21 protein-coding genes are annotated in these 25,726 nt (G+C 53.0%); 18 read left to right on the top strand and 3 right to left on the bottom strand.

The window, feature by feature from the left end:
- The first annotated feature begins 42 nt into the window (after nucleotides 1-42).
- The 3 genes from ACMWKA_RS03090 (at nucleotide 43) to ACMWKA_RS03080 (ending at nucleotide 3,086) form a co-directional block, all read left to right on the top strand.
- Complete coding sequence (locus ACMWKA_RS03090; RefSeq protein ID WP_038979540.1) at nucleotides 43-780, top strand: winged helix-turn-helix domain-containing protein; 738 nt, start codon at nucleotides 43-45, stop codon at nucleotides 778-780.
- Nucleotides 755-1,228 (top strand): hypothetical protein, encoded by a 474-nt coding sequence (locus tag ACMWKA_RS03085; RefSeq protein ID WP_013097892.1) that lies wholly within the window; start codon nucleotides 755-757, stop codon nucleotides 1,226-1,228. Before ACMWKA_RS03090 ends, ACMWKA_RS03085 begins: the two co-directional genes overlap by 26 nt.
- A gap of 370 nt (nucleotides 1,229-1,598) precedes the next feature.
- Nucleotides 1,599-3,086, top strand: a complete 1,488-nt coding sequence (locus ACMWKA_RS03080; protein WP_414759980.1) for an EAL domain-containing protein — start codon at nucleotides 1,599-1,601, stop codon at nucleotides 3,084-3,086.
- A 51-nt stretch (nucleotides 3,087-3,137) separates the two neighbouring features.
- Here the strand turns inward: ACMWKA_RS03080 and yegD are convergent, their stop codons facing one another.
- A complete protein-coding gene (gene yegD, locus ACMWKA_RS03075; RefSeq protein WP_058651722.1) occupies nucleotides 3,138-4,490 on the bottom strand; it encodes a molecular chaperone in 1,353 nt (450 codons plus the stop codon).
- Nucleotides 4,491-4,620: 130 nt separating this feature from the next.
- Here yegD and alkA point away from each other — a divergent pair, with 130 nt between their 5' ends.
- Nucleotides 4,621-5,493: a DNA-3-methyladenine glycosylase 2 gene (gene alkA, locus ACMWKA_RS03070; protein ID WP_047351627.1), complete on the top strand. Its 873-nt coding sequence runs from the start codon at nucleotides 4,621-4,623 to the stop codon at nucleotides 5,491-5,493.
- Here the strand turns inward: alkA and ACMWKA_RS03065 are convergent.
- Nucleotides 5,458-8,787: a diguanylate cyclase gene (locus ACMWKA_RS03065; RefSeq protein ID WP_038420943.1), complete on the bottom strand. Its 3,330-nt coding sequence runs from the start codon at nucleotides 8,785-8,787 to the stop codon at nucleotides 5,458-5,460. The genes alkA and ACMWKA_RS03065 overlap by 36 nt on opposite strands.
- A 344-nt stretch (nucleotides 8,788-9,131) precedes the next feature.
- On the opposite strand from ACMWKA_RS03065, the gene udk reads away from it, so the two are divergent.
- The 3 genes from udk (at nucleotide 9,132) to asmA (ending at nucleotide 12,316) form a co-directional block, all read left to right on the top strand.
- Nucleotides 9,132-9,773 carry a uridine kinase gene (gene udk / locus ACMWKA_RS03060; protein WP_008500855.1) on the top strand — a complete coding sequence of 214 codons (642 nt, stop codon included), beginning with the start codon at nucleotides 9,132-9,134 and terminating at the stop codon, nucleotides 9,771-9,773.
- 88 nt (nucleotides 9,774-9,861) lie between these two features.
- Nucleotides 9,862-10,443 (top strand): dCTP deaminase, encoded by a 582-nt coding sequence (dcd, locus tag ACMWKA_RS03055; protein ID WP_013097886.1) that lies wholly within the window; start codon nucleotides 9,862-9,864, stop codon nucleotides 10,441-10,443.
- 22 nt (nucleotides 10,444-10,465) lie between these two features.
- Complete coding sequence (asmA, locus tag ACMWKA_RS03050) at nucleotides 10,466-12,316, top strand: outer membrane assembly protein AsmA (protein WP_095439606.1); 1,851 nt, start codon at nucleotides 10,466-10,468, stop codon at nucleotides 12,314-12,316.
- Nucleotides 12,317-12,404: 88 nt separating this feature from the next.
- Here asmA and ACMWKA_RS03045 read toward each other — a convergent pair whose 3' ends face one another.
- Nucleotides 12,405-13,988, bottom strand: coding sequence for a TerC family protein (locus ACMWKA_RS03045; RefSeq protein ID WP_058683807.1), 1,584 nt, complete (start codon nucleotides 13,986-13,988; stop codon nucleotides 12,405-12,407).
- A 691-nt stretch (nucleotides 13,989-14,679) separates the two neighbouring features.
- Here ACMWKA_RS03045 and ACMWKA_RS03040 point away from each other — a divergent pair.
- From ACMWKA_RS03040 to fcl, 11 genes are all read left to right on the top strand, one after another.
- Nucleotides 14,680-15,819 carry a polysaccharide export protein gene (locus ACMWKA_RS03040; RefSeq protein ID WP_014170829.1) on the top strand — a complete coding sequence of 380 codons (1,140 nt, stop codon included), beginning with the start codon at nucleotides 14,680-14,682 and terminating at the stop codon, nucleotides 15,817-15,819.
- Between the two features lie 6 nt (nucleotides 15,820-15,825).
- The gene (gene wzb, locus ACMWKA_RS03035; protein ID WP_013097882.1) at nucleotides 15,826-16,269 is read left to right on the top strand and encodes a low molecular weight protein-tyrosine-phosphatase Wzb; all 444 of its coding nucleotides are present in this window, start codon (nucleotides 15,826-15,828) and stop codon (nucleotides 16,267-16,269) included.
- A gap of 2 nt (nucleotides 16,270-16,271) precedes the next feature.
- Nucleotides 16,272-18,434, top strand: coding sequence for a tyrosine-protein kinase Wzc (gene wzc / locus ACMWKA_RS03030; protein ID WP_013097881.1), 2,163 nt, complete (start codon nucleotides 16,272-16,274; stop codon nucleotides 18,432-18,434).
- A gap of 108 nt (nucleotides 18,435-18,542) precedes the next feature.
- The gene (gene wcaA / locus ACMWKA_RS03025; protein WP_045903317.1) at nucleotides 18,543-19,385 is read left to right on the top strand and encodes a colanic acid biosynthesis glycosyltransferase WcaA; all 843 of its coding nucleotides are present in this window, start codon (nucleotides 18,543-18,545) and stop codon (nucleotides 19,383-19,385) included.
- Nucleotides 19,385-19,876: a colanic acid biosynthesis acetyltransferase WcaB gene (wcaB, locus tag ACMWKA_RS03020; RefSeq protein ID WP_013097879.1), complete on the top strand. Its 492-nt coding sequence runs from the start codon at nucleotides 19,385-19,387 to the stop codon at nucleotides 19,874-19,876. The genes wcaA and wcaB overlap by 1 nt, the downstream gene beginning before the upstream one ends.
- Nucleotides 19,873-21,090 (top strand): colanic acid biosynthesis glycosyltransferase WcaC, encoded by a 1,218-nt coding sequence (gene wcaC, locus ACMWKA_RS03015; RefSeq protein WP_045903316.1) that lies wholly within the window; start codon nucleotides 19,873-19,875, stop codon nucleotides 21,088-21,090. Before wcaB ends, wcaC begins: the two co-directional genes overlap by 4 nt.
- Nucleotides 21,065-22,285 (top strand): colanic acid polymerase WcaD, encoded by a 1,221-nt coding sequence (wcaD, locus tag ACMWKA_RS03010; RefSeq protein ID WP_045903315.1) that lies wholly within the window; start codon nucleotides 21,065-21,067, stop codon nucleotides 22,283-22,285. Before wcaC ends, wcaD begins: the two co-directional genes overlap by 26 nt.
- 16 nt (nucleotides 22,286-22,301) lie before the next feature.
- Nucleotides 22,302-23,048, top strand: coding sequence for a colanic acid biosynthesis glycosyltransferase WcaE (wcaE, locus tag ACMWKA_RS03005; protein ID WP_414759979.1), 747 nt, complete (start codon nucleotides 22,302-22,304; stop codon nucleotides 23,046-23,048).
- 15 nt (nucleotides 23,049-23,063) lie between these two features.
- Entirely contained in the window at nucleotides 23,064-23,612 is a 549-nt protein-coding gene (gene wcaF, locus ACMWKA_RS03000; RefSeq protein WP_013097875.1) for a colanic acid biosynthesis acetyltransferase WcaF, read from the top strand.
- Between the two features lie 24 nt (nucleotides 23,613-23,636).
- A complete protein-coding gene (gene gmd / locus ACMWKA_RS02995) occupies nucleotides 23,637-24,758 on the top strand; it encodes a GDP-mannose 4,6-dehydratase (protein ID WP_003863514.1) in 1,122 nt (373 codons plus the stop codon).
- 2 nt (nucleotides 24,759-24,760) lie between these two features.
- Nucleotides 24,761-25,726 carry a GDP-L-fucose synthase gene (fcl, locus tag ACMWKA_RS02990; RefSeq protein ID WP_013097874.1) on the top strand — a complete coding sequence of 322 codons (966 nt, stop codon included), beginning with the start codon at nucleotides 24,761-24,763 and terminating at the stop codon, nucleotides 25,724-25,726.

Genomic DNA, 25,726 nt, shown 5'->3' with positions numbered 1-25,726 from the left:
GTATGTGAATCTCGTCAAAGATAAAAATAAGAGTTTATCTGGATGAAAAAAATAATTAACGGTCAGGTTTTATACGATTCAGAGCAGAGGGTATTAAGTGTGCAAGGTGAAAGGATTATCCTCTCTGCACCAACCTCAAGGTTACTGGAACTTTTTATTGATAATAACTATAAGCAAGTAAACCGGGAACTGATCATCGAAGAGGTCTGGGGAAAACATGGCATGATACCCTCAGGGCATAGCCTAAATAAAAGCGTGAGCATATTGCGCAAAGCTTTTTCATCGTTAGGCTTGAACAATATAATCGTCACGATCCCGCGCGAAGGGTTCCTTTTTCAGGCCCGGGTCAGCAGCGTGAATGATGATATCAAGAGTAAAAGAATAACGACCACCCAGTTAGATATTGTTGATAAGGCTTTTCAGTATAGACGGTGGCCGCAGCTTATCCTATGGTGTGTTTTCACTTTTACTGTCTGTGCAGTTATGGTTTTTTTTCTCATATTAATGTTTCGCAATAACGATGGGGTTGTACATATATTGAAATCCGGCTCGTGTGATTTTTACACCACAGATGATAATTCATCAGTGAAGTTATCCCGATTTTTGAATTCACCAAATTGGCAAAAACACAGTTCCATTTGTGAAGGAAGAGATAAAGTCATCATATTTTATGATGACAATAACTTATCGGCAGGTAATAAACTGAAAGAATATTTCTTTAGCGTGTGTAAAATGGAGCAAAAAGGAACGGTGCATGAATGCGAAAATTATCTTTATTAGTATGTTCGCTGCGGTCATGGTGATATTTCTTTTTTTGCTTAATTGCCCTCGTATTCCATCGGCTTTTGTGTGTACGGCTAAAAGCCATGTTTTTCTCCATACTCAAAAAGAGGGGGTGAGCATTGAAGGTGAGGTTTTGTTAGTTTTGAGGATTTCCTCTGCAGAGGAAGGTGCTTTCTCACAAGTTGGGGTGCTGGATGTTAACGGTAAACATTATGCTATTAATCGCTCCACTACCTTGAGCTTCCTTAGAGAAGACAGTGATGGTTATTTGCGTACGCAACGCATTGCGGTGGTAAAAAATGATAACGATGACTTGCCTGATGAAATAACCAACCTGCTCATGTCTAAGCAACAACTCTTTTATTACAAGATCATACATATCACCGATAACGTTTATGGGGTCAGGGATCTACGGCGCACGCTGATGGTCTGTCGAGCAAAGTAACGTGACAATGAGGACTTCTCTTTGGCGTGATTCTCTACATCTTGTGAGTTTCACAGATATTAATTCTGTAATTTTTCTTTTTATTCTTATTTTATTTTGTCTTGCTCTGAATGTAAGTGCATTAATTTGTACTGTATTAGGATAAGGAAAATTTCTGTATCTGCTGCGGAAATATTCTTATCATTGTGGAAAAAATATGATCTTGACGGAGGGAGGGACCATTAAGATTAACCATTTCTTGTTCTTGTTTTATTAAGGCGGATATTGTCTACCGGGCATTGGATGTTTTGCGAAAACCAAAGCAAATATAATCTTTCTCTCTGTACGATAGAAGGAAGCGATTTTCAATTAAACTTTTACGGTGATAATTATGAACACGAAAAAGGTCTTTCTGCTCAGTTACGACATTTATCTTTTCTCAGGAATAAGGTCATTTCTGCCTAATCTGGTACTCGTTGATTCTGGAACGTTTGTTTCTGATTCAGACATTTTAATGCCACAGTACAACAGCTGTTTGTTAATCATTGATAACAGAGTGCCATTTTGTATAATACAAAAATGGCTGCAAAGAAATAGCAGCCAGTTTATCTATGTTAACAGTATTGTTCTCACGATGAGTGACAGTAAATGTATCAATCGAGGCTGTGAAAATAGTGAGTCTGTTAACGCTAAAGTAAGCTGTAATAGCCTTATTTCTGTTCTAAAAACTAAATTGATGTCAAATGTGCAGGGGGGCGCTCCGTCAACATTGGGCTGCGTTGATAGATTTCATTTAAGTGATTTTGAACAAGAGATGATTTACGCCTCTTTCACTAAAGTGGGGCTGGAAGAATTTTGCAAGGCAAATTCTTTAACGCCAAAATCGCTCTATCGTTATCGAGATAAAATAACTCATCGCCTGAGTTTTGATAACTTTAATGAGACTATAATTTATCTTTCCAGAAATGGTTTTTTGGCAGAACGATGGGGGGCACATGACAACAAGAAAAGCCAAACAATGATAGAGGGTATATTTGATAGCAACGAAGCTAATAGATTAACTCTGGCTTTGAAAAATGATGAGATTGTGCCTTATTTTCAACCCATCCTCGGAAGTAAAGGAGAGCTGTGTGGCGTTGAGGTGCTGGCGCGGTGGCCTTCAGGCCACAACTATGCCATTTCTCAACGTGAGTTCATCCCGCTGGCGGAAATTAGTGGTCAAATAAACGATCTGACAAGTTATCTGATGAATAAGGTCGCGAGTCATTTAAATCACGATATTACCTGGCAGGGACAGTCTTTTTTTGTGGCGTTTAACGTGAGCCCCTCAAATTTGAGTAACCCTGTTTTCTATTGGGAATGCCTCAATTTTTTGGAATTAACGGAATCACTGCCAATAAAATTGATGATTGAGATTACTGAAAACCAGACACTGGTAGTCACGCCTGCAATAAAAGAGTTAATCCGTTCGTTACGTAACCGGGGTGTCCTCTTTGCTCTGGATGATTTTGGAACGGGATACGCCAATCTGTGTTGTCTGAATGAACTCGAGCTGGACGTGATTAAGATTGATAAGATCTTTATCAAAGGGATCCATGCAGAAGATCAGACGCTGCCGATGCTGGAATCGATCATTAATCTGGCTGGCATTCTGGGGTTACGTACTGTTGCAGAGGGCGTGGAGTATGCCTGTCAACGCGAATGGCTTATCGCCCATAAGGTTGATTTCCTGCAGGGGTATTATTTCATGCCACCTATGGCACTGGCTGAATTTCATCGCTATATGCAGCAGTATGGCTCCGCAGCAATAGGGTCTGCATGGAGGAGAAAAAGACTAAATTCAGACCCAATGCAAGTGGAGCGTTGTCGCTCACTATAGATACCGATACTGAGGCCCCACGAGATGATCGAGGGGCCTCAGTTTGTGTATTTAACTAAACATCACCTGCGCCCAGCGCGCCAGCCCCGCCGTGACGGAGCCAAAGTCATCGCCGCCGGCAATTGGAATGCCCGGCAGCTGTTCTGCCAGCGCTTTCTTGATCAGCGGCGAACGGGCGCTACCGCCGGTCAGGTAAATCACGTCCGGCTTCTCTTTGCCGTTCTCCAGCGCCAGTTGCACCTGTTCCAGAATGCGCTGCAGCGGCTGGGCGAGCGCGGTTTCCAGTCCTTCCTGAGAAATGGCGGTTGCCAGATCTTCACTGATAAACGGCAAGGAAACCGCGTGCTCCGGGCGATCGGAGAGGGCGATTTTGCTCTCTTCGGCAGTACGCACCACGCGATAACTCAGACGCTGACGCCAGACTTTGTAGAGCAGGGCGACCTTGTCGGCCTCCCGGGCATCGCGCACCATATCGTTCAGGAAGCGGCCATTCGCGCTGCTGTAAAAATCGCTCTGCGCGGGGACGTCGTTGATGGCGATAGCGTTCCACCAGGGCAGGATCGGCAGGGCGATCCCTTTTTCCGTTTGCCCACCCATGCCCAGCAGTGGCATCAGGCTCTTAAAGGCGAGCGCGATATCCAGATCGTTACCGCCCACGCGGCAGCCGCTGTGCCCCAGCAGGCTGTTTTCGCGGTCACGACGGTTATGCCACTGCGGCCCCATCAGCAGCAGTGAGCAGTCGGTGGTGCCCCCGCCGATGTCGACGACCAGCACGCGCTTCTCTTCTGTCAGCGTGGCTTCAAAATCCAGCCCCGCCGCCACCGGCTCATACTGGAATACCACGTCGCGAAAGCCCGCGCGGTGCGCGGCACGCTCAAGGATCCCCTGCGCCTGCTGGTTAGCCTCGTCGCCACCCAGCCCCTGGAAGTTGATCGGACGGCCAATGACCGCCTGATCGATCGCCTCCGGTACCTGGGTTTGCGCCTGATTGCGAATGTGCAGCATCATGGCGCAGACCAGATCTTCAAACATCGCCACCTGCTGCGGCTTCAGCCCGCTGGCGCCGAGAAACGATTTTGGCGATTTAACGAAGTAGACCTCTTCCGGGTCGTCAATGTAGTGTCCGAGCGACGAGAGGCCGAACTGGACGCTCGACGGTGTGACGTCGATATCTTCTTCGCGGTTAAAACTGACGGCCCGGCGCAGCAACGCTTGTGATTCCGCCGCCGTGGCCGGAACCTGATGGTGGCGGAACAGCCATTCGCTGACCGCTTCGCGGGTTGGTGCGCAGAGCATTGACGGCAGCAGCGTACTCTGGTTTTCCATTTTCAGGAGCAATGGTTGTCCGTTTTGCATAATCGCAACCGAACAGTTCGCCGTACCGTAGTCGAATCCAATAAACACGATTAATCCCCATGCCAGTGAGAAGGGGCGAGACTTTAGCGGAATGCCCGACCGGCGACAACAGGAATATGAAAGCAAGGCGAAACAAGGCCTTTCGGTTTATGCTGAGGTGAACAAAAAAGGAGTGACAATGTATACCCTGACCTGGCAACCCCCTTATGACTGGCAATGGATGTTTGGCTTTCTTGGCGCGCGTGCGGTGGAGGGGATCGAGACGGTTACCGAACGCTACTACGAGCGCAGTTTCACCTGCCAGCGGCACCAGGGGATCTTTCGCGTCACCCCGGATCTGAACACCCATACGCTCAACGTCACGCTTAGCCCGGGGTTAATCCCGGTTGCGCAGACCTGTCTTGAACGCATCGCAGGTCTGTTCGATCTTGCCTGCGATCCGCAGCAAATTCAGCAGGCGCTGGGCGACCTTGGCGCTGCGCGACCAGGGTTGCGCTTACCGGGGGCGATGGATGCCTACGAGCAGGGCGTGCGGGCGATCCTGGGGCAACTGGTCAGCGTGGCGATGGCGGCGAAGCTGGCCTCACGGGTGGTAGCCCTGTGCGGCGAACCTGTAAAAGATGCGCCGGGCTATCTGTGCTTTCCCACACCTGAGGTGCTGGCTGCGGTGGATCCGCTGGCGCTGAAGGCCCTCGGCATGCCGGTCAAACGGGCGGAGTCGTTGATTCATCTGGCCCGCTCCGTGGTCGACGGCACGTTTCCGCTGTTCCCGCCTGCGGATATTGAGGCCGGGATGAAAGCCTTACAGCAGCGGCCGGGGATAGGGCGCTGGACAGCAAATTACCTTGCCCTGCGCGGCTGGCAGGCGAAAGATGTGTTCCTGCCGGATGACTACCTGATTAAGCAACGCTTTGCTGGCATGACGCCTGCGCAAATTTGCCGCTACGCCCAGCGCTGGCAGCCGTGGCGCTCTTACGCCCTTTTGCACATCTGGTATACCGACGGCTGGACGCCATCAGTTGATGGCGAAATAGCTGGTGTTCAGCAGTAGATCCAGCGGCTGCGGCTCACCGATGGTGTCACCGAAAATAAAATCAACGCCGATGCCGGAGAGCGTATCCATCATGATGGGTTGGTTACACGGACCGGCGATGGTACGCATCCCCAGACGCTGGGCATGGCCCTGAATAATGGTAACCATCATCTCATCCATCAGGTTGCCGTGCACATTGGTCACCACTTCGGCGTCCAGCATCAGATAATCAGCCACGTTGGCACCAAGGTGGCTAAAGAGCTCCATGTTGCGTCCCGCCTGGCTGAGCACCACGCGGCAGCCAGCGTGGCGGAGCTTTTGTAGCCCCGTCTGGACGTTTGGATCCGGGTTTGCCACAACGTCGATCGCGATGACCAGATGCAGCAGACGGCCCGGTAAAGGCCCTTTATCCAGCAGGTCGAGCAATTCGTCGATCAGCGTGGTGCTGGCTAAACCCGCGGCGGACAGGGGAAGGGCGACCCCGAGGCCTTTTTTGGCAACCGGAGCGGCATACGCGCGGAAGAATTCGCTAAATATACGGCGGTCCAGCGCATGTAAAAGCTCAGGCTCCGCCAGGCCGGAACGGAAGGCGTGCTCTTCCAGCACTTCTCCCTGGCTGGTCCACAGGCGCAGCGAAATCAGCCAGAAGTTGCAGCTTTCCGGGATGCGCGGGGAGGCCACGCTGCGGGCGATCATCATCAGATGGTTGTCTTTGATCATATGCCACTGTTCATCAAGCGACATCATGCTGCGCGCGCTGTGGGCCCGCTCCTGCTGCGGCTCGTACACTGTCACCACGCCGCGACCGTTGTTTTTCGAGGCGTAGCAGGCAATGTCGGCCTGGGACATGACTTCCGAGGCCTGATGATTATTTTCATCAATCAGCGTGATCCCCGCGCTGGCGCCGATCCGGTGCAGGCGGCCCTCCCACATAAAGTGATAGTCGTTGATGGTATGGACCAGCCGACCCGCAATATAGCGGGCACTTTCAATATTGCAGTCCGGCAGCAGCAGCCCGAATTCATCCCCGCCCAGACGCGCCAGCACGTCGCTGGAGCGCAGCATGGTCAGCATCAAGGACGCAAGCTCCCGCAACAGGGCGTCACCCGCCGCGTGGCCTGCGGTATCGTTGACGGCTTTGAAGCGATCAAGATCGATAAACACCAGCGCATGTCGCTGGCGCGTCTCCTGAACGGTTTGCAGCAGCCGCTTGAGGTGATTTTCGAAACTGACCCGGTTTGCCAGATGGGTGAGGGCATCGTGAGAAGCGCTATAACTGAGCTGACGCAACATTTTGCGCGATTCGGTGACGTCCTGAATAACCAGCACCGAGCCGATATTCTGCCCGTCCAGCGTGCTGAGTGGGGTGATGCTGTAATGGATATCAAAAACGCCGCCGGTACGGCAGTTCAGCACCACATCCTGCTCGATATCTGAACGGGACATATCGCCGCTGTGAATATTCTCCATCAGCGGCCCTTTTTCGCCGAAGGTGATATGCAGAACCTTCAGCACCGGCTGGCCGATGGCCTCGGTTTGCAACCAGCCGCTCATTTTCTCTGCGACCGGGTTCATAAAGGTGACATTCATGTCGACATCGGTACACAGCACTGCTTCGCCGATGGAGTCGAGGGTAATATGCAAACGCTCTTTTTCCTGGAACAGGGCCTCATTGAGCTGCTTCACTTCGGTCATGTCCATATTGATACCGAGCAAGCGTTCGACTTCCCCCTGTTTGTTCAGGACCCGGTTCGCCAGGGAGCGAATATGGCGTACCCCCTCTTTCACGCGAATACGGAATTCAAGCTTAAACGGCAGCCGTGAAATGAGTGATTCCCGAAGCACTTTTTCCGCATGGGCGCGATCTTCAGGCAGCATCGTATCGTGCCAGAGCTGCCACGTAGGTTTGATGTGCGGCGGGATTTCATACAGCTCAAACATCCGCTTATCCCAGCTGATGATGTCCGGCTCCAGATCCCACTCCCAGATGCCAATGCCGCCCGCTTCATTGGCAAGGGTAATGCGCTCCATCAGCCGTTTATTGACCCATTCGGTCTGCTTCAGATCGTTAATATCTTCAATCTGGGCAATGAAATAGAGCGGTGAACCGTCGGCATGACGTACAACCGAGACCGCAAGCAGCGCCCAGACCACTTCGCCGCTGCGGGTATAGTAGCGTTTCTCAAGGGTGTAGGTGTTGATATCCCCGTTGACCAGTTGTTCAAGCTGTTCGAGATCGGTGTGCAGGTCTTCCGGCCAGGTTAGCTGCTGGAAGGTGAGCGACTGCAGCTCCGTCTGGCTGTAGCCGAGAAAGTTACACAGCGCTTTATTGGCCTGCAGCCATTGGCCGTCAATGCTGACCAGCGCCATGCCAATGGCGGAATACTCCATCGCATTACGAAAACGCTCTTCACTTTCAGTGATGTGTTTTCGCTCTGCGCGAAAGGCATACATCACCATGGTCATGACGTTGGCTGGCAGAAGCAGCATCAGGAACGGCAGCCAGGGGGCGTTCAGCATCGCGCCGGTGTGCTGCGTAGTCAGCGCCTCCGGGTTATGGGCAATCATCAGCGAAACCACCATCACGGTGACCAGAAACACCATAAAGGCTTCCATGCGCGGCAGGCGCACAGCGCTCCACATCAGCAAGACAATGACGCAGGTAAAAGGCCACGGCAGCCAGACGATGGCCGCCCAGCTAAGGACCAGCGTCACGGCCATGGTTACCAGCGTTTCCAGCAGCAGCTTCGGGTCTCGATGGCGCAGGAGATAGTGCGGCTTAAACAGTAACCCTAATGGCACCAGGGCCAGTGCGCCAACCGCTTCAGACAAGACCCACACGAGGAAATTACGCAGCGGCTCCGGGCTGGGTATCAGTAAATGCACCAGCACACCGCCCACCAGCGGGGGGATCAGCGCGCTGCCGATGGCCAGGCGGATCCAGTCATTCAGATTCTGCAGCGGGTTGTACCAGGGGAGCAGTTTGCGCAGTAATAATGCACCAACTACCGCTTCCACCACGTTAATGGCGGTATAGGTCGGATTAATCGACGACCAGGAGAAGAGCATCCACGAGGCCAGAATATTGCCAAACGAACAGGCCAGAGCAATACCGGGCCACATTTTTCCGGCGTGGCGATAAAACGCCACCATCATAATGGCGGTGGGAAACCAGAGCGGAGCCAGCAGCGCGCCGAAGCGGGTCAACTCCAGCGAAAAAAGGGTAAAGATAAAGGTGACCAGGCCCAGACAGACAAGTCGCATAAGAGGATGTGGGGTGGTAACCAAAACCCGCTGGTGTTGTTTATTCATTACCGCTTTATCCAGAGACGCCATGCCGTCAGGAGTGAAGGTCCGGACGAGTGAATGTGCTAATTTGGTTTATGCTAGTACAAACAATTTACAATTCATATGGCGACTGCTCATAATTTGACATCATAGATTTATTAAATAGTTAGTGTTTAAAAAAATCCTGTTAAACGCTGAAAAAACGCGCGTAAAAATTTCACTCAGGGAACATGACGTCACTTTTCAGCCTGTCTCGCATAACCTGCGCTTTCGACTGGTATCACGCCCGTGAAATCCCTATAATTGCCGCGTTTGACGCTCCGGCGTCGTCCTTCCTTAACATCCAGGTTAATCAGGTCGCTAAATTTATGACTGATAAGTCTCATCAGTGCGTCATTATAGGCATTGCCGGCGCATCGGCTTCAGGTAAAAGTCTTATTGCCAGTACGCTTTACCGCGAACTGCGTGAACAAGTTGGTGATGAGCACATCGGCGTCATTCCCGAAGACAGCTATTACAAAGACCAATCCCATCTGTCGATGGAAGAGCGCGTAAAAACGAACTATGACCATCCTAATGCCATGGATCACAGCTTGTTGTTCCAGCATTTAGAAGCGCTCAAGAGCGGCCAGGCGATTGAACTGCCTGTTTATAGTTACGTGGAACATACCCGCACGCAGGAAACGATTCGCATTGAGCCGAAGAAGGTGATTATCCTTGAAGGCATCCTGCTTCTGACCGACGCGCGTCTGCGCGAGTCAATGAACTTCTCCATCTTTGTTGATACCCCGCTGGACATCTGCCTGATGCGCCGCATCAAGCGTGACGTAAACGAACGTGGCCGTTCAATGGACTCCGTCATGGCGCAGTACCAGAAAACCGTTCGCCCAATGTTCCTGCAATTTATTGAACCATCCAAACAATACGCCGATATTATCGTGCCGCGCGGAGGCAAAAACCGCATTGCCATTGATATCTTAAAAGCGAAAATCAGCCAGTTTTTTGAATAAGCCGCGCGAATTGTGTACCGTTCAGAGATAACCTGCTTTGCCCTGAGTCATTATCCTCAGGGCACGATGCACGAAAGGAGAGAGTGCCATGCGTCTTTGTGATCGCGATATAGAAGCCTGGCTGGATGAAGGCCGCCTGTCTATTACCCCACGTCCACCCGTGGAGCGTATCAATGGTGTCACCGTTGATGTGCGACTGGGGAATAAATTCCGCACCTTCAGCGGCCATACCGCACCGTTCATCGACCTTAGCGGGCCGAAGGATGAAGTCAGCGCCGCGCTTGATCGCGTGATGAGTGACGAAATCGTTATCGACGAAGGCGAGGCCTTTTATCTGCATCCGGGCGAGCTGGCGCTGGCGGTGACCTTTGAATCGGTGACGCTGCCCGCGGATCTGGTGGGCTGGCTCGATGGCCGTTCCTCTCTGGCGCGTCTGGGGTTGATGGTACACGTGACCGCGCACCGTATCGATCCAGGCTGGTCGGGCCGAATCGTGCTGGAGTTTTTCAACGCCGGTAAACTGCCGCTGGCGCTGCGCCCGGGCATGATGATTGGTGCGCTGAGCTTTGAACCGCTGACGGGTCCGGCCGATCGTCCTTACAACCGCCGTCAGGACGCAAAATACCGCGACCAGCAGGGTGCGGTTGCCAGCCGTATTGATAAAGACTGATCGTTAGTCCATTGAGGATGCCATGAGAAGAGTTCTGACAACGCTGATGATTTTGCTGGTGGTGCTGGTTGCTGGCCTTTCAGCGTTGGTTCTGCTGGTTAACCCGAATGATTTCCGCGCCTATATGGTGCGGCAGGTCGAAGCCCGCAGTGGTTATCAACTGAAGCTGGATGGGCCGCTGCGCTGGCACGTCTGGCCCCAGCTCAGCATTCTCTCTGGCCGCATGTCGTTAACCGCGCCAGGGGCTGCGCAGCCCCTGGTGTCTGCCGATAACATGCGCCTTGATGTGGCGTTAGTTCCGCTCTTTTCGCACCAGTTGCAGGTCAACCAGGTGATGTTAAAAGGCGCGGTGATTCAGCTGACGCAACAAACTGAAGCCGTGCGTAACGCGGATGCGCCGGTTGCGCCGCGGGAAAATACCTTACCTGATGAACCGTCGGATACGGGCTGGTCATTCGATATTGGCAAACTGAAGGTGGCCGATAGCGTGCTGGTTTTCCAGCATGAAGACGATGAGCAGGTCACCGTACGGAATATCAACCTCAAAATGGAGCAGGATGAGCACCATCTTGCTTCGCTGGAGTTTAGCGGACGGGTCAACCGCGATCAGCGCGATCTCACTTTGTCTCTGAATGCCAGCGTCAATGCGTCGGATTATCCGCACCAGCTTACCGCCGACATTCAGCAGCTGAACTGGCAACTGACAGGAGCCGATCTCCCTGCCCAGGGGATTGCCGGTCAGGGAACGATGCAGGCCGTCTGGCGTGAAGAGTTAAAACAGCTGGAGATGAATAATCTCAACCTGCAGGCGAACGACAGCAGCCTGAAAGGGCAGGCGAGCGTCATTCTGGAGGCGAAGCCGAAATGGGTGCTCAATCTGCAGTTTGACAAGCTCAACCTGGAAAACCTGCTTCCTCCGCCTCCGGCGAGCGCAACGGACAACGATCCCGCGCAGCTCGGGCAAAACCAGGGGAAACAGACGCGACCGGTTATCTCGTCTAATCTCGATCAGCCGGACTATAACGGTCTGCGGGGCTTCACGGCGGACATTCTGCTGAAGGCCAACAGCCTGCGCTGGCGCGGTATCGATTTCACCGACGTGAGCAGCCAGATGTTCAACCAGAACGGTTTGCTGGTGATCTCCGAACTGAGCGGCAAAATGGGCGCCGGGCACCTTTCCCTGCCGGGCACGCTGGATGTGCGTAAAGAGGCCTCGACTGCGGAATTTCAGCCGCGTCTCGACAACGTTGAGATTGGCACCATCCTGAAAGCCTTTGACTACCCCATCTCCATGACGGGTCAACTGACGCTGGCGGGGGATTTCTCGGGCACGAAGATCGATGCTGATGCTTTCCGCCGCGACTGGCAGGGGCAGGCTCACCTTGAACTGAAAGATGCCCGCATGGAAGGGCTCAACTTCCAGCAGCTGGTACAGCAGGCGGTGGAGCGTAGCAGCGATGTTAAAGCGCAGGAAAATTACGACAGCGCCACGCGTCTCGACAGCTTTAGCAGTGACCTGACGCTCGACAATGGGCAGCTCTCTCTGAACGGCATGCAGGGGACCTCCTCACTGTTGTCATTAACCGGCGAGGGCAAGCTGGATCTGGTAAAAGAGACGGCAGATACCCACTTCAACGTTCAGGTGCTGTCCGGCTGGCAGGGTGAAGGTAAGCTGATCGACTTCCTGAAAGAGACGCCGGTACCGCTGAGCGTATATGGCCAATGGCAGTCGCTGAACTACAGCCTGCAGGTGGATCAGGTCCTGCGCAAGCATCTGCAGGATGAAGCCAAACGTCGGTTGAACGACTGGGCGGATCGTAATAAAGATACCCAAAACGGGAAGGACGTGAAGAAGCTGCTCGATAAGCTTTGATGTTCGTTGTGCCGGGTGGCGGCTGCCAGTGCGGCCTGATGCCCTCACCCCATCCCTCTCCCACGGGAGAGGGAGCAACTTGTTTTTCCTACACCTCAAAATCCATCTCGTCTTCGTCGCGCAGCGGTATCAGCTGCACCTTCTGCACGCGATGGTTTTCAATCTGCAGCGTCTTGAGCATATAGTCGCCTACCTGAACTTCTTCACCCGGCTGAGGAATGCGCTGCAGATACTCCATCAGCAGACCTGCAATGGTGTGATACTCGCGCTTTTCATCCAGCGGCAGGGGAACATACTGGACCAGGTCTTCAAGCGGCATATGGCCGTTGGCCGTCCATGAACCGTCTGCGTTTTTCTGAATGTCGTGGCGCGCATCGATTTCATCCACTTCGTTTGGCAAATTACCGGCGATGGTTTCCATCACGTCGCTGAGCGTGACCAGCCCCTCAACCGAACCAAACTCATCCACCACAAAGGCAAAGTGCGTACGCGCGTTACGGAATTGCTCAAGGGCAGAGAGCAGCTGCAGCCCCTCCGGGAACACCAGCGGCTGGCGCACCAGGGCGCGCAAATTGAGTGCCTCACCATGCAACTGCTGTTGCAGCAGGTCAATGACGTGCACCACGCCCAGCAGCTCCTCTTCTTCGTCACCCCCCGTCACGACCACCCGGGTATGCTGGTTTCTGTCCAGCAGGGCGCGGATCTGCTCTTCCGGGGCGGTGAGGTCGATATGTTCGATGTCATGGCGCGACGTCATGATGCTGCTGACCGTGCGCTGGTTAAGATTGAGCACCCGCTCAATCATCAGTCGTTCCTGCGGGTTGAAGATCTGCCCGTCACTGTGATCGGCCAGCATCGCGGAGGATTCGGCATCCAGCTCCGCATCTTCTTTCTTCCCGCTGAGCAGGCGCATCACCGTGTCGGCGGTGCGTTGACGTAATGTCTGATTTGCCGAGAGGAAACGGCGGCGGTTGAAAATCGCCAGCTGGTTAAGCGCCTCAATCATGACGGAGAAACCAATGGCGGCGTAGAGGTAGCCTTTCGGAATGTGGAACCCAAAGCCGTCTGCCACCAGGCTAAAGCCAATCATTAACAGGAAACTCAGGCAGAGAATCACAATGGTCGGGTGGCTGTTAACAAACCGGGTCAGCGCTTTACTCGCCATCACCATCAGCGTAATGGCAATGATTACCGCAGCCATCATCACCGCCAGATGGTCGACCATCCCGACGGCGGTAATGACGGAGTCCAGGGAGAAGACCGCATCGAGCACCACAATTTGCGCCACCACCGGCCAGAATTTAGCCCCACGCCGCTGGGTGGGGTTTTCGCTGTCTTTGCCTTCGAGCCGCTCGTTCAGTTCTACCGTGGCTTTAAACAGCAGGAACAACCCGCCGAAGAGCATGATCAAATCACGTGCGCTAAAGCTCAGGCCGTAAACGGAGAAAAGGGGCTTTGTCAGGGTCACCAGCCAGGAGATTGAGGCCAGCAGCAGCAGTCGCATCACCATCGCCAGCAGCAGGCCCGTTACGCGCGCACGGTCGCGCTGCGCCGGGGGGAGTTTTTCGGCGAGGATGGCGATAAAGACCAGGTTATCAATACCGAGCACTAATTCGATGACGACCAGCGTAACCAGCCCGGCCCAGATTGATGGATCGGCAATCCATTCCATAGTAATCGCAATACCTTCTGTTATATGAGCAATGTCACACTTCGATCATGGATAAAGCCAGGGGAAATTGCAATGCCGGGCTGAGATTTCTCTTAATACGATCCGGCAAAAAGGAAGAACAATGCGGAATCTGTAAATAAGCTAAATGCGTAGATTTAATTACGGCGAACGCATTTTAGGATATATCGCAATAAATGGTTTTTATTTTAATTTTGTCAATATAAAGAAAATCCTAAAACGTCAAAACTTTGCTCTTAATATTAATCTTAAAAACCGTTATTAGGACAGTTGTCTCCTTGCCTGCTATTAGGTTAGCTGCAACAATTCTCCCAGCATCAAATGTTAAATCTCCTTGTTGCTATTATTGTTCCGGTCTTCAGTGATGGTTATTCATTATCTGCCGTGTATCGCAAGCGGCTGATATATTTCCAGAAGGCCTTATCAAAGAGGGTGTCTATCCATAACGCATTGTTTAGTCAGTGGATTGGTAACTGAAAGCCAAGGGCGGTAGCGTGCCTGAAAGCGTGTGAATCAGCCTCGATTATTCTGTCAATAGCCAATGGATGAATAAGCTTTTTTTAGGACTGATGCCAGTTATATTTCTATTTGAACAACTGCATGCTGAAAGCCAAATCGACCCGGCTTATTTAATTGCACAGGATAATTACTCTGCCAAAGTGATAAATAATCAATGATGAAATCCAAAATGAAATTGATGCCATTATTGGTGTCTGTGACCTTGATGAGTGGTTGTACAGTCTTTCCCGGCAGCAATATGTCAACAATGGGTAAGGATGTGATCAAACAACAGGATGCTGATTTTGATCTCGACAAAATGGTGAATGTTTATCCACTGACACCACGTCTGGTCGAACAATTACGTCCACGTCCAAATGTTGCGCAGCCGAATATGTCTCTGGACCAGGAAATTGCCTCCTACCAGTACCGCGTAGGTCCGGGTGACGTGATTAACGTTACCGTGTGGGACCATCCGGAATTGACCACGCCAGCGGGCCAATACCGCAGCTCAAGCGACACCGGTAACTGGGTGCAGTCTGATGGCACCATGTTCTATCCCTATATCGGCAAAGTACACGTTGCCGGGAAAACCCTTGCCGAAATCCGTAGTGATATTACCGGCCGCTTAGCGCAGTACATCGCCGATCCGCAGGTGGACGTTAATATCGCCGCATTCCGTTCGCAAAAAGCCTATATCTCCGGACAGGTGAACAAATCTGGCCAGCAGGCCATCACCAACGTGCCGCTGACCGTGCTGGACGCCATTAACGCCGCGGGCGGCTTAACCGACGGTGCCGACTGGCGCAACGTCGTTCTGACACACAACGGCAAAGAACAACGCATTTCTCTGCAGGCGCTGATGCAAAACGGCGACCTGACCCAGAACCGTCTGCTCTATCCGGGCGACATTCTGTATGTACCGCGTAATGACGATCTGAAAGTCTTCGTGATGGGTGAAGTGAAGAAACAGAGCACCCTCAAAATGGACTTCAGCGGCATGACCCTGACCGAAGCACTGGGTAATGCAGAGGGTATCGATCTCACCACCTCTAATGCCACCGGTATCTTCGTGATCCGTCCGCTGAAAGGCGAGGGCAGTGCGAAAGGCAAGATTGCCAATATTTACCAGCTGGATATGTCCGATGCGACTTCTCTGGTAATGGCAACGGAGTTCCGCCTCCAGCCTTATGACGTGGTGTATGTCACCACCGCACCGGTTGCCCGCTGGAACCGTCTGATCAACCAGTTGCTGCCAACCATCAGTGGCGTTCGCTACATGACGGATACGGCGCGCGACATTCATACCTGGTAATCCGCGATGTTTAATAAAATTCTGGTGGTATGCGTGGGGAACATTTGCCGTTCCCCAACGGCTGAGCGGTTGCTGAAACACTACCAACCCGAGCTCACCGTCGAATCTGCAGGGCTGGGCGCGCTGGTCGGTAAAGGTGCCGATGAAAGCGCCGCGAGCGTGGCCCGCGATCACAACCTTTCTCTTGACGGGCACTGCGCCCGCCAGGTCACCGGCCGCATGTGCCGGGAGTATGACCTGATCCTGACGATGGAAAAACGCCATATTCACTCGCTATGCGAAATCGCACCGGAGATGCGCGGCAAAGTGATGCTGTTTGGTCACTGGGAAAACGAACGCGAAATCCCCGATCCCTATCGCAAAAGCCGTGAGGCCTTTGAGGCGGTGTATACCTTACTTGACCAGTCTGCCCGTCAGTGGGCGCAGGCACTGAAAGCTCAGCAGGGATAACAATGACAGAAAAAACAAAACCTTCTGCCGCCCCGATTTCGGGCAGTGATGAAATCGATATTGGTCGCCTGGTCGGCACCGTCATAGAGGCGAAGTGGTGGGTACTTGGGATCACCGCCGTGTTTGCCGCCGCGGCGATCGTCTATACGCTGTTTGCGACACCCATCTATAGCGCCGATGCGCTGGTGCAGATTGAGCAGAACACCGGCAACTCGCTGGTGCAGGATATTGGCTCTGCCCTGGCGAACAAACCGCCTGCCTCCGAGGCCGAAATTCAGCTGATCCAGTCGCGTCTGGTGCTTGGCAAAACGGTTCACGATCTGGGGCTTGATATCTCCGTTACCAAAAATACCTTCCCGATATTTGGTGCCGGCTGGGATCGCCTGACCGGGCACAGCAACGACACGGTAAAAGTTACCGACTTTGTGCTGCCGAAAGGGAGCGCGGATCAAACCTTTACCCTGACCGTGCTAGGGCCGAAGCAGTATCAGCTGACCAGCGACGCAGGCTTCAGCGCGCGCGGTGAAGTGGGGCAAATGCTGACAAAAGATGGCGTCAGCATGAAGGTGAGCGCTATTCAGGCGCAGGAAGGCAGCGAGTTTACCGTCACCAAATTCTCCACCCTGGGGATGATCAACAATCTGCAAAACAACCTGACGGTCACCGAAAATGGCAAGGACACGGGTGTCCTGAGCATGACCTTTACCGGTGAAGATAAAGATCAAATCCGCGAAATTCTCAACAGCATTACCCGCAACTACCTTGAGCAGAACGTCGAGCGCAAGTCGGCTGAAGCGGCGAAAAGCCTGGCCTTCCTCGCCAGACAGCTCCCGGAAGTGCGCGCACGTCTGGATGATGCAGAGAACAAACTGAACGCGTTTCGTCAGGATAAAGACTCCGTCGATCTGCCGCTGGAAGCGAAATCGGTGCTCGATTCGATGGTCAACATTGATGCGCAACTCAACGAGTTGACCTTCAAAGAGGCGGAAATTTCTAAGCTCTACACCAAACGTCACCCGGCCTATCGCACGCTGCTGGAAAAACGTCGCACCCTCGAAGAGGAAAAAGCGAAGCTTAATGACCGCGTCACCGCGATGCCAAAAACGCAGCAGGAAATTGTGCGTCTGACCCGCGACGTGGAATCCGGTCAGCAGGTCTATATGCAACTGCTGAACAAACAGCAGGAGCTGAAGATTACCGAAGCCAGTACCGTCGGCGACGTGCGTATTGTTGACCCGGCCATTACCCAGCCTGGCGTACTGAAGCCGAAGAAAGCGCTGATTATCCTCGGCAGCATTATCCTCGGCCTGATGCTCTCCATTGTTGGTGTGTTGCTGCGCTCGCTGTTCAACCGCGGTATCGAAAGCCCCCAGGTGCTGGAAGAGAACGGTATCAACGTTTACGCCAGTATCCCGCTCTCCGAATGGCAGAAGTCGCATGACCGGGTCAAAAGCGTCAAAGGCGTCAAGCGTTACAAACAGAGCCAGCTGCTGGCAGTGGGTAACCCGACGGACCTGGCAATTGAAGCGGTGCGCAGCCTGCGTACCAGTCTCCACTTCGCCATGATGCAGGCCAAAAACAACGTACTGATGTTAACCGGTGTCAGCCCGTCGATAGGTAAGACCTTTGTCTGTGCCAACCTGGCGGCGGTGGTCAGCCAGACCAATAAACGGGTGCTGCTGATCGACTGCGATATGCGTAAGGGCTATACCCACGAGCTGCTGGGGACCAATAACGTTAACGGCCTGTCGGAAATCCTGCTTGGCAAGGGTGAGATTAGCCAGAGCGCAAAACCGACCAGCATCCCGAAATTTGACCTCATCCCACGTGGTCAGGTGCCGCCAAACCCATCCGAACTGTTGATGAGCGACCGCTTTGCCGAGCTGGTGGAGTGGGCGAGCAAAAACTATGACCTGGTGCTGATCGATACACCACCAATTCTGGCCGTGACCGATGCGGCCGTGGTCGGTCGCCTGGCGGGAACCACGCTGATGGTGGCGCGCTATGCGGTGAACACCCTGAAGGAAGTGGAAACCAGCCTGAGCCGCTTCGAGCAGAACGGCATTGAGGTGAAAGGGGTGATCCTGAACTCCATCTTCCGCCGTGCGACCGGGTACCAGGATTACGGGTATTACGAGTACGAATATAAGTCTGACAGCAAATAACAATCCCCCTCACCCTAACCCTCTCCCGAGGGGAGAGGGAACTGCCCGGTGCAGCTATTCTCCCTCTCCCTTTGGGAGAGGGGCGGGGTGAGGGATCAGGGGAAGACCATGACCACACAACGCCCTTTAGTTTCTATTTATATGCCGACATGGAATCGTCAACAGCTGGCGATCCGTGCAATCAAATCGGTGCTGCGCCAGGATTACGATAACTGGGAGCTGATCATCGTAGATGACTGTTCCTCTTCGTATGAGCAGCTGCAAAAGTTTGTCACTGACCTCAATGACCCGCGTGTCAGCTATACCCATAACCCGATCAACTCCGGGGCGTGTGCGGTGCGTAATCAGGCAATTATGCAGGCCAAAGGGCAGTATCTGACCGGCATCGACGACGATGACGAGTGGACACCAAACCGTCTGTCCATTTTCCTGTCGCACAAGGAACAACTGGTCACGCACGCTTTCCTGTATGCCAACGACTATGTCTGTCAGGGCGAGGTTTACTCGCAGCCTGCCAGCCTGCCGCTGTACCCGAAATCACCATACTCTCGCCGCCTGTTCTACAAGCGCAACATCATTGGCAATCAGGTGTTCACCTGGGCGTGGCGCTTTAAAGAGTGCCTGTTCGATACCGAACTGAAGGCCGCGCAGGATTACGACATCTTCCTGCGAATGGTGGTGGAGTATGGCGAGCCGTGGAAGGTGGAAGAGGCCACGCAGATCCTGCACATCAACCACGGGGAGATGCAAATCACCTCCTCACCAAAAAAATTCTCGGGTTACTTCCATTTCTACCGCAAGCACAAGGATAAGTTTGACCGTGCCAGCCGGAAGTACCAGCTCTTTACCCTCTATCAGATCCGCAATAAGCGGATGACCTGGCGTACCTTGCTGACGCTGTTTTCTGTGCGCAACGGCAAGCGACTGGCTGATGGACTGCGGGGGAAATAATGTTTCTGGAAGATTGCCGCGCTAACAGCTGGAGCCTGCGCCCGTGCTGCATGGTTCTGGCGTACCGCATCGCGCATTTCTGCTCGGTGTGGCGTAAGAAAAATGTTCTGAACAACCTCTGGGCGGCACCGGTTCTGGTGCTGTACCGAATTATCACCGAATGCATTTTTGGCTATGAAATTCAGGCTGCGGCCACCATCGGCCGCCGCTTTACCATTCACCACGGCTATGCGGTGGTCATCAATAAGTTCGTGGTCGCCGGGGATGATTTCACTATTCGTCATGCGGTCACCATCGGCAACCGGGGGCCGGAGAGCCTGGCCTGCCCGGTCATCGGCAACAACGTCGAGCTGGGGGCGAACGTGGTGATCATTGGCGACATTACCATTGGTAACAACGTCACGATTGGTGCAGGCAGCGTGGTGCTGGACAGCATTCCGGATAACGCGCTGGTAGTGGGCGAAAAAGCCCGCGTGAAGGTGATCAAATGAACATTCTGCAATTTAACGTCCGTCTCGCCGAGGGCGGGGCGGCTGGCGTGGCGCTGGATCTGCACCAGCGTGCGCTGCAAAAAGGGCTTCAGTCTCGTTTTATCTACGGCTATGGCAAAGGCGGTAAGAAAAGCGTCAGCCACGATAGCTATCCGCAGGTGCACAAGCAGACGCCACGTCTGACGTCTGTCGCCAACATTGCGCTGTTTCGTCTGTTTAACCGCGATCTGTTTGGCAACCTGAACAACCTCTATCGCACGCTAACGCGCACTTCCGGCCCGGTTGTGCTCCATTTTCACGTGCTGCACAGCTACTGGCTGAACCTGCAAGAGGTGGTGACGTTTTGCCAGAAGGTACAGGCTCACAAGCCGGATACCCGCTTCATCTGGACGCTGCACGACCACTGGAGCGTGACCGGGCGCTGCGCGTTCACCGACGGCTGTGAAGGCTGGAAAAACGCCTGCCAGAAGTGCCCGACATTAACCAATTACCCGCCGGTGAAAGTGGATCGCGCTCACCAGCTGGTGGACGGAAAACGTCAGCTGTTCCGCGACATGCTGTCGCTCGGCTGCACGTTTATCTCCCCCAGCCAGCATGTGGCCGATGCCTTCAACAGTCTGTATGGGGCAGGGCGGTGTCAGATCATCAACAACGGGATCGACGTGGCGACGGAAGCAATTCTGGCCGAGTTGACCCCGGTTGCGGAAACCGCAGGCAAACCGAAAATCGCAATCGTCGCGCATGACCTGCGTTACGACGGCAAAACCAACCAGCAGCTGGTGCGCGACATGATGGCGCTGGGTGACAAAATCGAACTGCATACCTTCGGCAAATTCTCGCCGTTCGATGGCGCTAACGTGGTGAATCACGGGTTTGAAACGGATAAGCGCAAGCTGATGAGCGCCCTCAACGGGATGGATGCGCTGGTGTTCAGCTCGCGCGTGGATAACTACCCGCTGATCCTCTGCGAAGCGCTCTCGATTGGCGTGCCGGTGATCGCCACCCACAGCGATGCGGCGCGTGAAGTGCTGGAAAAATCGGGCGGGAAAACGTTCGCGGAACAGGAGGTGCTGCCGCTGGTGCAACTGCCGAAGCCGCAGATTGCGCAGGCCGTTTTTGGCACTGACCTGGAATCGTTCCGCAACCGCAGCCGCAAGGCCTACAGTGGACAACAGATGCTGGAGGAATATGTCTCGTTCTATCAGAGTCTGTAGTTATCTGCTGCTGCCGCTGATCTATCTGCTGGTCAACGTCAAAATTGCCCAGCTTGGCGAAAGCTTCCCGATAACCATTGTGACTTTCTTGCCCGCTCTGCTTCTGTTGTACGTCGATAAAATCAACCTCAAGAAGCTGATGATTGCCTTAGGGATGGGCTTTGGCCTGACGCTGTTTAACTACATCTTTGGCCAGTCGCTGGATCCCAGCAAGTACGTCACCTCTACCATGCTGTTTGTTTATATTGTCATTATTATTGGCATGGTCTGGAGTATTCGTTTTAAAACTATTTCTCCGCACAATTATCGGAAAATCCTCAGGCTCTTTTATATTGCCGTTGCGTTAATTGTTATGCTTGCTGCACTGGAAATGGCGCAAATTATTCTCACCGGTGGTAGCAGCCTGATGGAGATGATTTCGAAATATCTCATTTACAGTAACAGCTATGTACTGAACTTCATTAAGTTTGGCGGTAAGCGTACGACAGCCCTCTATTTTGAACCGGCGTTTTTCGCTCTGGCGTTAATCTCAATTTGGCTCAGCATCAAACAGTTTGGTATCAAAACCCCTAAGACCGATGCTATGATTCTTGCAGGAATCGTTCTGTCTGGTTCGTTCTCAGGGGTCATGACATTTATCCTGTTTTACCTCCTGGAGTGGGCATTCCAGTACCTGAACAAAGATGCGATTAAGAAAAAGCTGCCGCTGGCGATCATCTCCCTGACGGTATTTTTAGTAGGCGTGGTATTTGCATTCCCGTATATCTCAGAGCGTCTGGGAGATTTGGGAACGGAAGGTTCATCGTCCTATTATCGCATTATCGGGCCGCTGGTGATGGTGGGTTATTCCTTAACCCATATCGACGGTGTAGTAAGATTCGGCTCACTTTACGAATATGTTGCATCATTCGGAATCTTTAACGGTGCGGATGTCGGTAAAACCATAGACAATGGCCTGTATCTGTTAATTATTTACTTTTCGTGGTTCGCCGTACTGTTGACGCTCTGGTATCTGTTTAAAGTTTTCAAAATGATGATTAACGCGTTTGGGGATAACCAGAACTTTCGCGTGCAGCTTTATCTGTTTACGCCAGTGTCGCTGTTTTTTACGGGGTCAATATTTAGCCCGGAATATGCTTTCTTGATTGTCTGTCCGTTTATTCTGCGCAAAGCGCTTAATATTACGAACGTATGACGAAATGAGGTGATTTATGTTTCTTAGCGTCATTACTGTTGCCTTTCGTAATTACGAAGGGGTGGTAAAAACCTGGCGCTCGCTGCGCAACCTGGCGCGCGATCCGAGTCTCAGCTTTGAGTGGATTGTGGTCGATGGCGGCTCGAACGATGGCACGGCGGAGTTTCTGGAAAAACTCAACGGTGAGTTCAACTTACGCTTCGTTAGCGAGAAAGATAAAGGCATCTACGATGCGATGAACAAAGGCATTAACATGGCGCAAGGCCGTTATGCCATCTTCCTTAACTCGGGCGATGTGTTCCATGACGATGTGGCCCAGTTTGCCCGTCAGCTGGCGCTCCAGAAAGACGACGCGATGTATATTGGCGATGCGCTGCTCGATTTTGGCGACGGACATAAAATTTGCCGCAGCGCGAAACCCGGCTGGTATATCTATCACAGTTTACCGGCAAGCCATCAGGCCATTTTCTTCCCGGTAAAAGGTCTGAAAAAACAGCCTTATGATCTGCAGTATAAAGTGTCATCAGATTATGCCCTGGCCGCCAGTCTGTATAAATCAGGCTACCCGTTCCGTCGAATTAAAGGGCTGGTGTCTGAATTTTCAATGGGCGGTGTATCCACCTCGAATAATCTGGAATTGTGCCAGGATGCAAAAAACGTACAGCGTAAGATATTACGCGTGCCCGCATTCTGGGCGGAATTGTCTTATTTATTCCGCCTGCGCACTACGGGTAAAACGAAAACCTTATATAACAAAGCCTGAATATAAGGAAATGTAATGCAGGATCTTAACGGGTTCACCGTGCCGAAAGGTTTTCGGGGCGGGAACGGAATTAAAGTGCAGTTATGGTGGGCCGTTCAGGCCACCTTATTTGCCTGGTCACCGCAAATACTGTATCGCTGGCGTGCCTTTTTATTGCGTCTGTTTGGCGCAAAAATCGGAAAAAACGTAGTCATTCGTCCATCGGTAAAAATTACTTACCCCTGGAAATTAACGCTTGGCGATTACGCCTGGGTAGGGGATGACGCCGTGTTATATACCCTTGGCGATATCACGATTGGTGCAAACGCGGTGGTGTCACAGAAGTGTTATTTGTGTACCGGCAGCCACGATTTTATGAGTCAGCATTTTGATATTACCGCTTCGCCAATTGTGATTGGCGAAAAATGCTGGCTGGCAACAGATGTATTTGTTGCACCTGGTGTTTCTGTTGGCGATGGCACGGTAGTTGGTGCTCGCAGCAGCGTTTTTAAATCGCTACCGGCAAATAAAATTTGCCGTGGCAACCCCGCAGTGGTGATACGCGAACGCGTTGAAACTGATTAAATTCATAAGTAGAGGAATATAAACATGTCTAAAGTCGCTCTCATCACCGGCGTTACCGGGCAGGATGGTTCTTACCTGGCAGAGTTACTGCTGGAAAAAGGTTATGAAGTTCACGGTATTAAGCGTCGTGCTTCTTCTTTCAACACGGAACGTGTGGATCATATTTACCAGGATCCGCATGCGGCGAACCCGAAATTCCATCTGCACTACGGCGACCTGACCGATACCTCCAACCTGACCCGCATCCTGCAGGAAGTACAGCCGGATGAAGTTTACAACCTGGGCGCGATGAGCCACGTAGCGGTTTCTTTCGAATCCCCGGAATACACCGCTGACGTTGACGCCATGGGTACGCTGCGTCTGCTGGAAGCGATTCGTTTCCTCGGCCTTGAGAAGAAAACCCGTTTCTACCAGGCATCCACTTCTGAACTGTACGGTCTGGTGCAGGAAATCCCGCAGAAAGAAACCACCCCGTTCTACCCACGTTCTCCTTACGCGGTAGCCAAACTGTATGCCTACTGGATCACCGTAAACTACCGTGAATCTTACGGCATGTACGCCTGTAACGGCATTCTGTTTAACCACGAATCCCCACGTCGTGGCGAAACCTTCGTGACCCGTAAAATTACCCGCGCTATCGCCAACATCGCTCAGGGTCTGGAATCCTGCCTGCACCTCGGCAACATGGACTCCCTGCGTGACTGGGGCCATGCCAAAGACTACGTGAAGATGCAGTGGATGATGCTGCAGCAGGAGCAGCCAGAAGACTTCGTGATTGCGACCGGCGTGCAGTACTCCGTCCGTCAATTCGTGGAAATGGCTGCCGCACAGCTGGGTATCAAACTGCGCTTCGAAGGCACTGGCGTGGAAGAGAAGGGGATTGTTGTCTCTGTGACCGGCCATGACGCACCGGGCGTGAAACCAGGTGATGTGATTGTGCAGGTTGACCCGCGTTACTTCCGTCCTGCGGAAGTGGAAACCCTGCTGGGCGACCCAACCAAAGCGCACGAGAAACTGGGCTGGAAACCAGAAACCACGCTGCAGGAGATGGTCTCTGAGATGGTAGCCAAAGATCTTGAAGCAGCGAAAAAACACTCCCTGCTCAAATCTCATGGCTACGAGGTTGCCATCGCGCTGGAGTCCTGAGAATGACAAAACAACGTATTTTTGTCGCCGGTCATCGCGGAATGGTGGGTTCCGCGATTGTTCGCCAGCTGGAGCAGCGCGGTGACGTGGAAGTGGTTGTCCGTACCCGCGACGAGCTGAATCTGCTCGATAGCCGTGCGGTACAGGACTTCTTTGCCAATGAACGTATCGATCAGGTGTATCTGGCGGCGGCAAAAGTGGGCGGCATTGTCGCTAACAACACTTACCCGGCAGATTTCATCTACGAGAACATGATGATTGAGAGCAACATCATTCACGCGGCACATCTGCACAACGTGAACAAGCTGTTGTTCCTCGGCTCATCCTGTATCTACCCGAAAATGGCGAAACAGCCGATCGCCGAGAGCGAACTGCTGCAGGGGACGCTGGAAGCAACCAACGAGCCGTACGCCATTGCCAAAATTGCCGGGATCAAGCTGTGCGAGTCCTACAACCGTCAGTACAACCGTGACTATCGCTCGGTGATGCCGACCAACCTGTACGGGCCGCACGATAACTTCCACCCGAGCAACTCGCACGTGATCCCGGCGCTGCTGCGTCGTTTCCACGAGGCGACCGCCGAGAACGCACCGGATGTGGTGGTGTGGGGCAGCGGCACGCCGATGCGCGAATTCCTGCACGTGGATGACATGGCCGCGGCCAGCATTCACGTGATGGAGCTGGATCGCGAGGTGTGGCAGGAGAACACCGAGCCGATGCTGTCGCATATCAACGTTGGCACTGGCGTGGATTGCACCATTCGCGAACTGGCGCAGACCATCGCCCAGGTGGTGGGCTACAAGGGCCGCGTGGTGTTTGACGCCACCAAACCGGACGGCACGCCGCGCAAACTGCTGGACGTCACCCGTCTGCATCAGCTGGGATGGTATCACGAGGTGTCGCTGGAACAAGGGCTGGCAAGTACCTACCAGTGGTTCCTGGAAAACCAGCACCGCTTCCGGGGGTAA

Origin of the sequence: Enterobacter sp. 03-F-07-AD-ECC (genome assembly GCF_047530935.1) — a bacterium.
Taxonomy (GTDB): Bacteria; Pseudomonadota; Gammaproteobacteria; order Enterobacterales; family Enterobacteriaceae; genus Enterobacter; species Enterobacter cloacae.
Note: the sequence above shows the minus strand (reverse complement) of the source record. Positions and strands in the feature narration are given on the sequence as shown.

What these genes read in the sequence shown, in the direction of transcription:
- fcl (WP_013097874.1), top strand. Translation starts at nt 24,761, where the DNA reads ATGACAAAACAACGTATTTTTGTCGCCGGTCATCGCGGAATGGTGGGT.
- wcaD (WP_045903315.1), top strand. Translation starts at nt 21,065, where the DNA reads ATGTCTCGTTCTATCAGAGTCTGTAGTTATCTGCTGCTGCCGCTGATC.
- wzc (WP_013097881.1), top strand. Translation starts at nt 16,272, where the DNA reads ATGACAGAAAAAACAAAACCTTCTGCCGCCCCGATTTCGGGCAGTGAT.
- alkA (WP_047351627.1), top strand. Translation starts at nt 4,621, where the DNA reads ATGTATACCCTGACCTGGCAACCCCCTTATGACTGGCAATGGATGTTT.
- ACMWKA_RS03080 (WP_414759980.1), top strand. Translation starts at nt 1,599, where the DNA reads ATGAACACGAAAAAGGTCTTTCTGCTCAGTTACGACATTTATCTTTTC.
- ACMWKA_RS03090 (WP_038979540.1), top strand. Translation starts at nt 43, where the DNA reads ATGAAAAAAATAATTAACGGTCAGGTTTTATACGATTCAGAGCAGAGG.
- gmd (WP_003863514.1), top strand. Translation starts at nt 23,637, where the DNA reads ATGTCTAAAGTCGCTCTCATCACCGGCGTTACCGGGCAGGATGGTTCT.
- wcaA (WP_045903317.1), top strand. Translation starts at nt 18,543, where the DNA reads ATGACCACACAACGCCCTTTAGTTTCTATTTATATGCCGACATGGAAT.
- wcaC (WP_045903316.1), top strand. Translation starts at nt 19,873, where the DNA reads ATGAACATTCTGCAATTTAACGTCCGTCTCGCCGAGGGCGGGGCGGCT.
- wcaE (WP_414759979.1), top strand. Translation starts at nt 22,302, where the DNA reads ATGTTTCTTAGCGTCATTACTGTTGCCTTTCGTAATTACGAAGGGGTG.
- ACMWKA_RS03040 (WP_014170829.1), top strand. Translation starts at nt 14,680, where the DNA reads ATGATGAAATCCAAAATGAAATTGATGCCATTATTGGTGTCTGTGACC.
- ACMWKA_RS03085 (WP_013097892.1), top strand. Translation starts at nt 755, where the DNA reads ATGAATGCGAAAATTATCTTTATTAGTATGTTCGCTGCGGTCATGGTG.
- wcaB (WP_013097879.1), top strand. Translation starts at nt 19,385, where the DNA reads ATGTTTCTGGAAGATTGCCGCGCTAACAGCTGGAGCCTGCGCCCGTGC.
- wzb (WP_013097882.1), top strand. Translation starts at nt 15,826, where the DNA reads ATGTTTAATAAAATTCTGGTGGTATGCGTGGGGAACATTTGCCGTTCC.
- dcd (WP_013097886.1), top strand. Translation starts at nt 9,862, where the DNA reads ATGCGTCTTTGTGATCGCGATATAGAAGCCTGGCTGGATGAAGGCCGC.
- ACMWKA_RS03065 (WP_038420943.1), bottom strand. Translation starts at nt 8,787, where the DNA reads ATGAATAAACAACACCAGCGGGTTTTGGTTACCACCCCACATCCTCTT.
- asmA (WP_095439606.1), top strand. Translation starts at nt 10,466, where the DNA reads ATGAGAAGAGTTCTGACAACGCTGATGATTTTGCTGGTGGTGCTGGTT.
- wcaF (WP_013097875.1), top strand. Translation starts at nt 23,064, where the DNA reads ATGCAGGATCTTAACGGGTTCACCGTGCCGAAAGGTTTTCGGGGCGGG.
- ACMWKA_RS03045 (WP_058683807.1), bottom strand. Translation starts at nt 13,988, where the DNA reads ATGGAATGGATTGCCGATCCATCAATCTGGGCCGGGCTGGTTACGCTG.
- udk (WP_008500855.1), top strand. Translation starts at nt 9,132, where the DNA reads ATGACTGATAAGTCTCATCAGTGCGTCATTATAGGCATTGCCGGCGCA.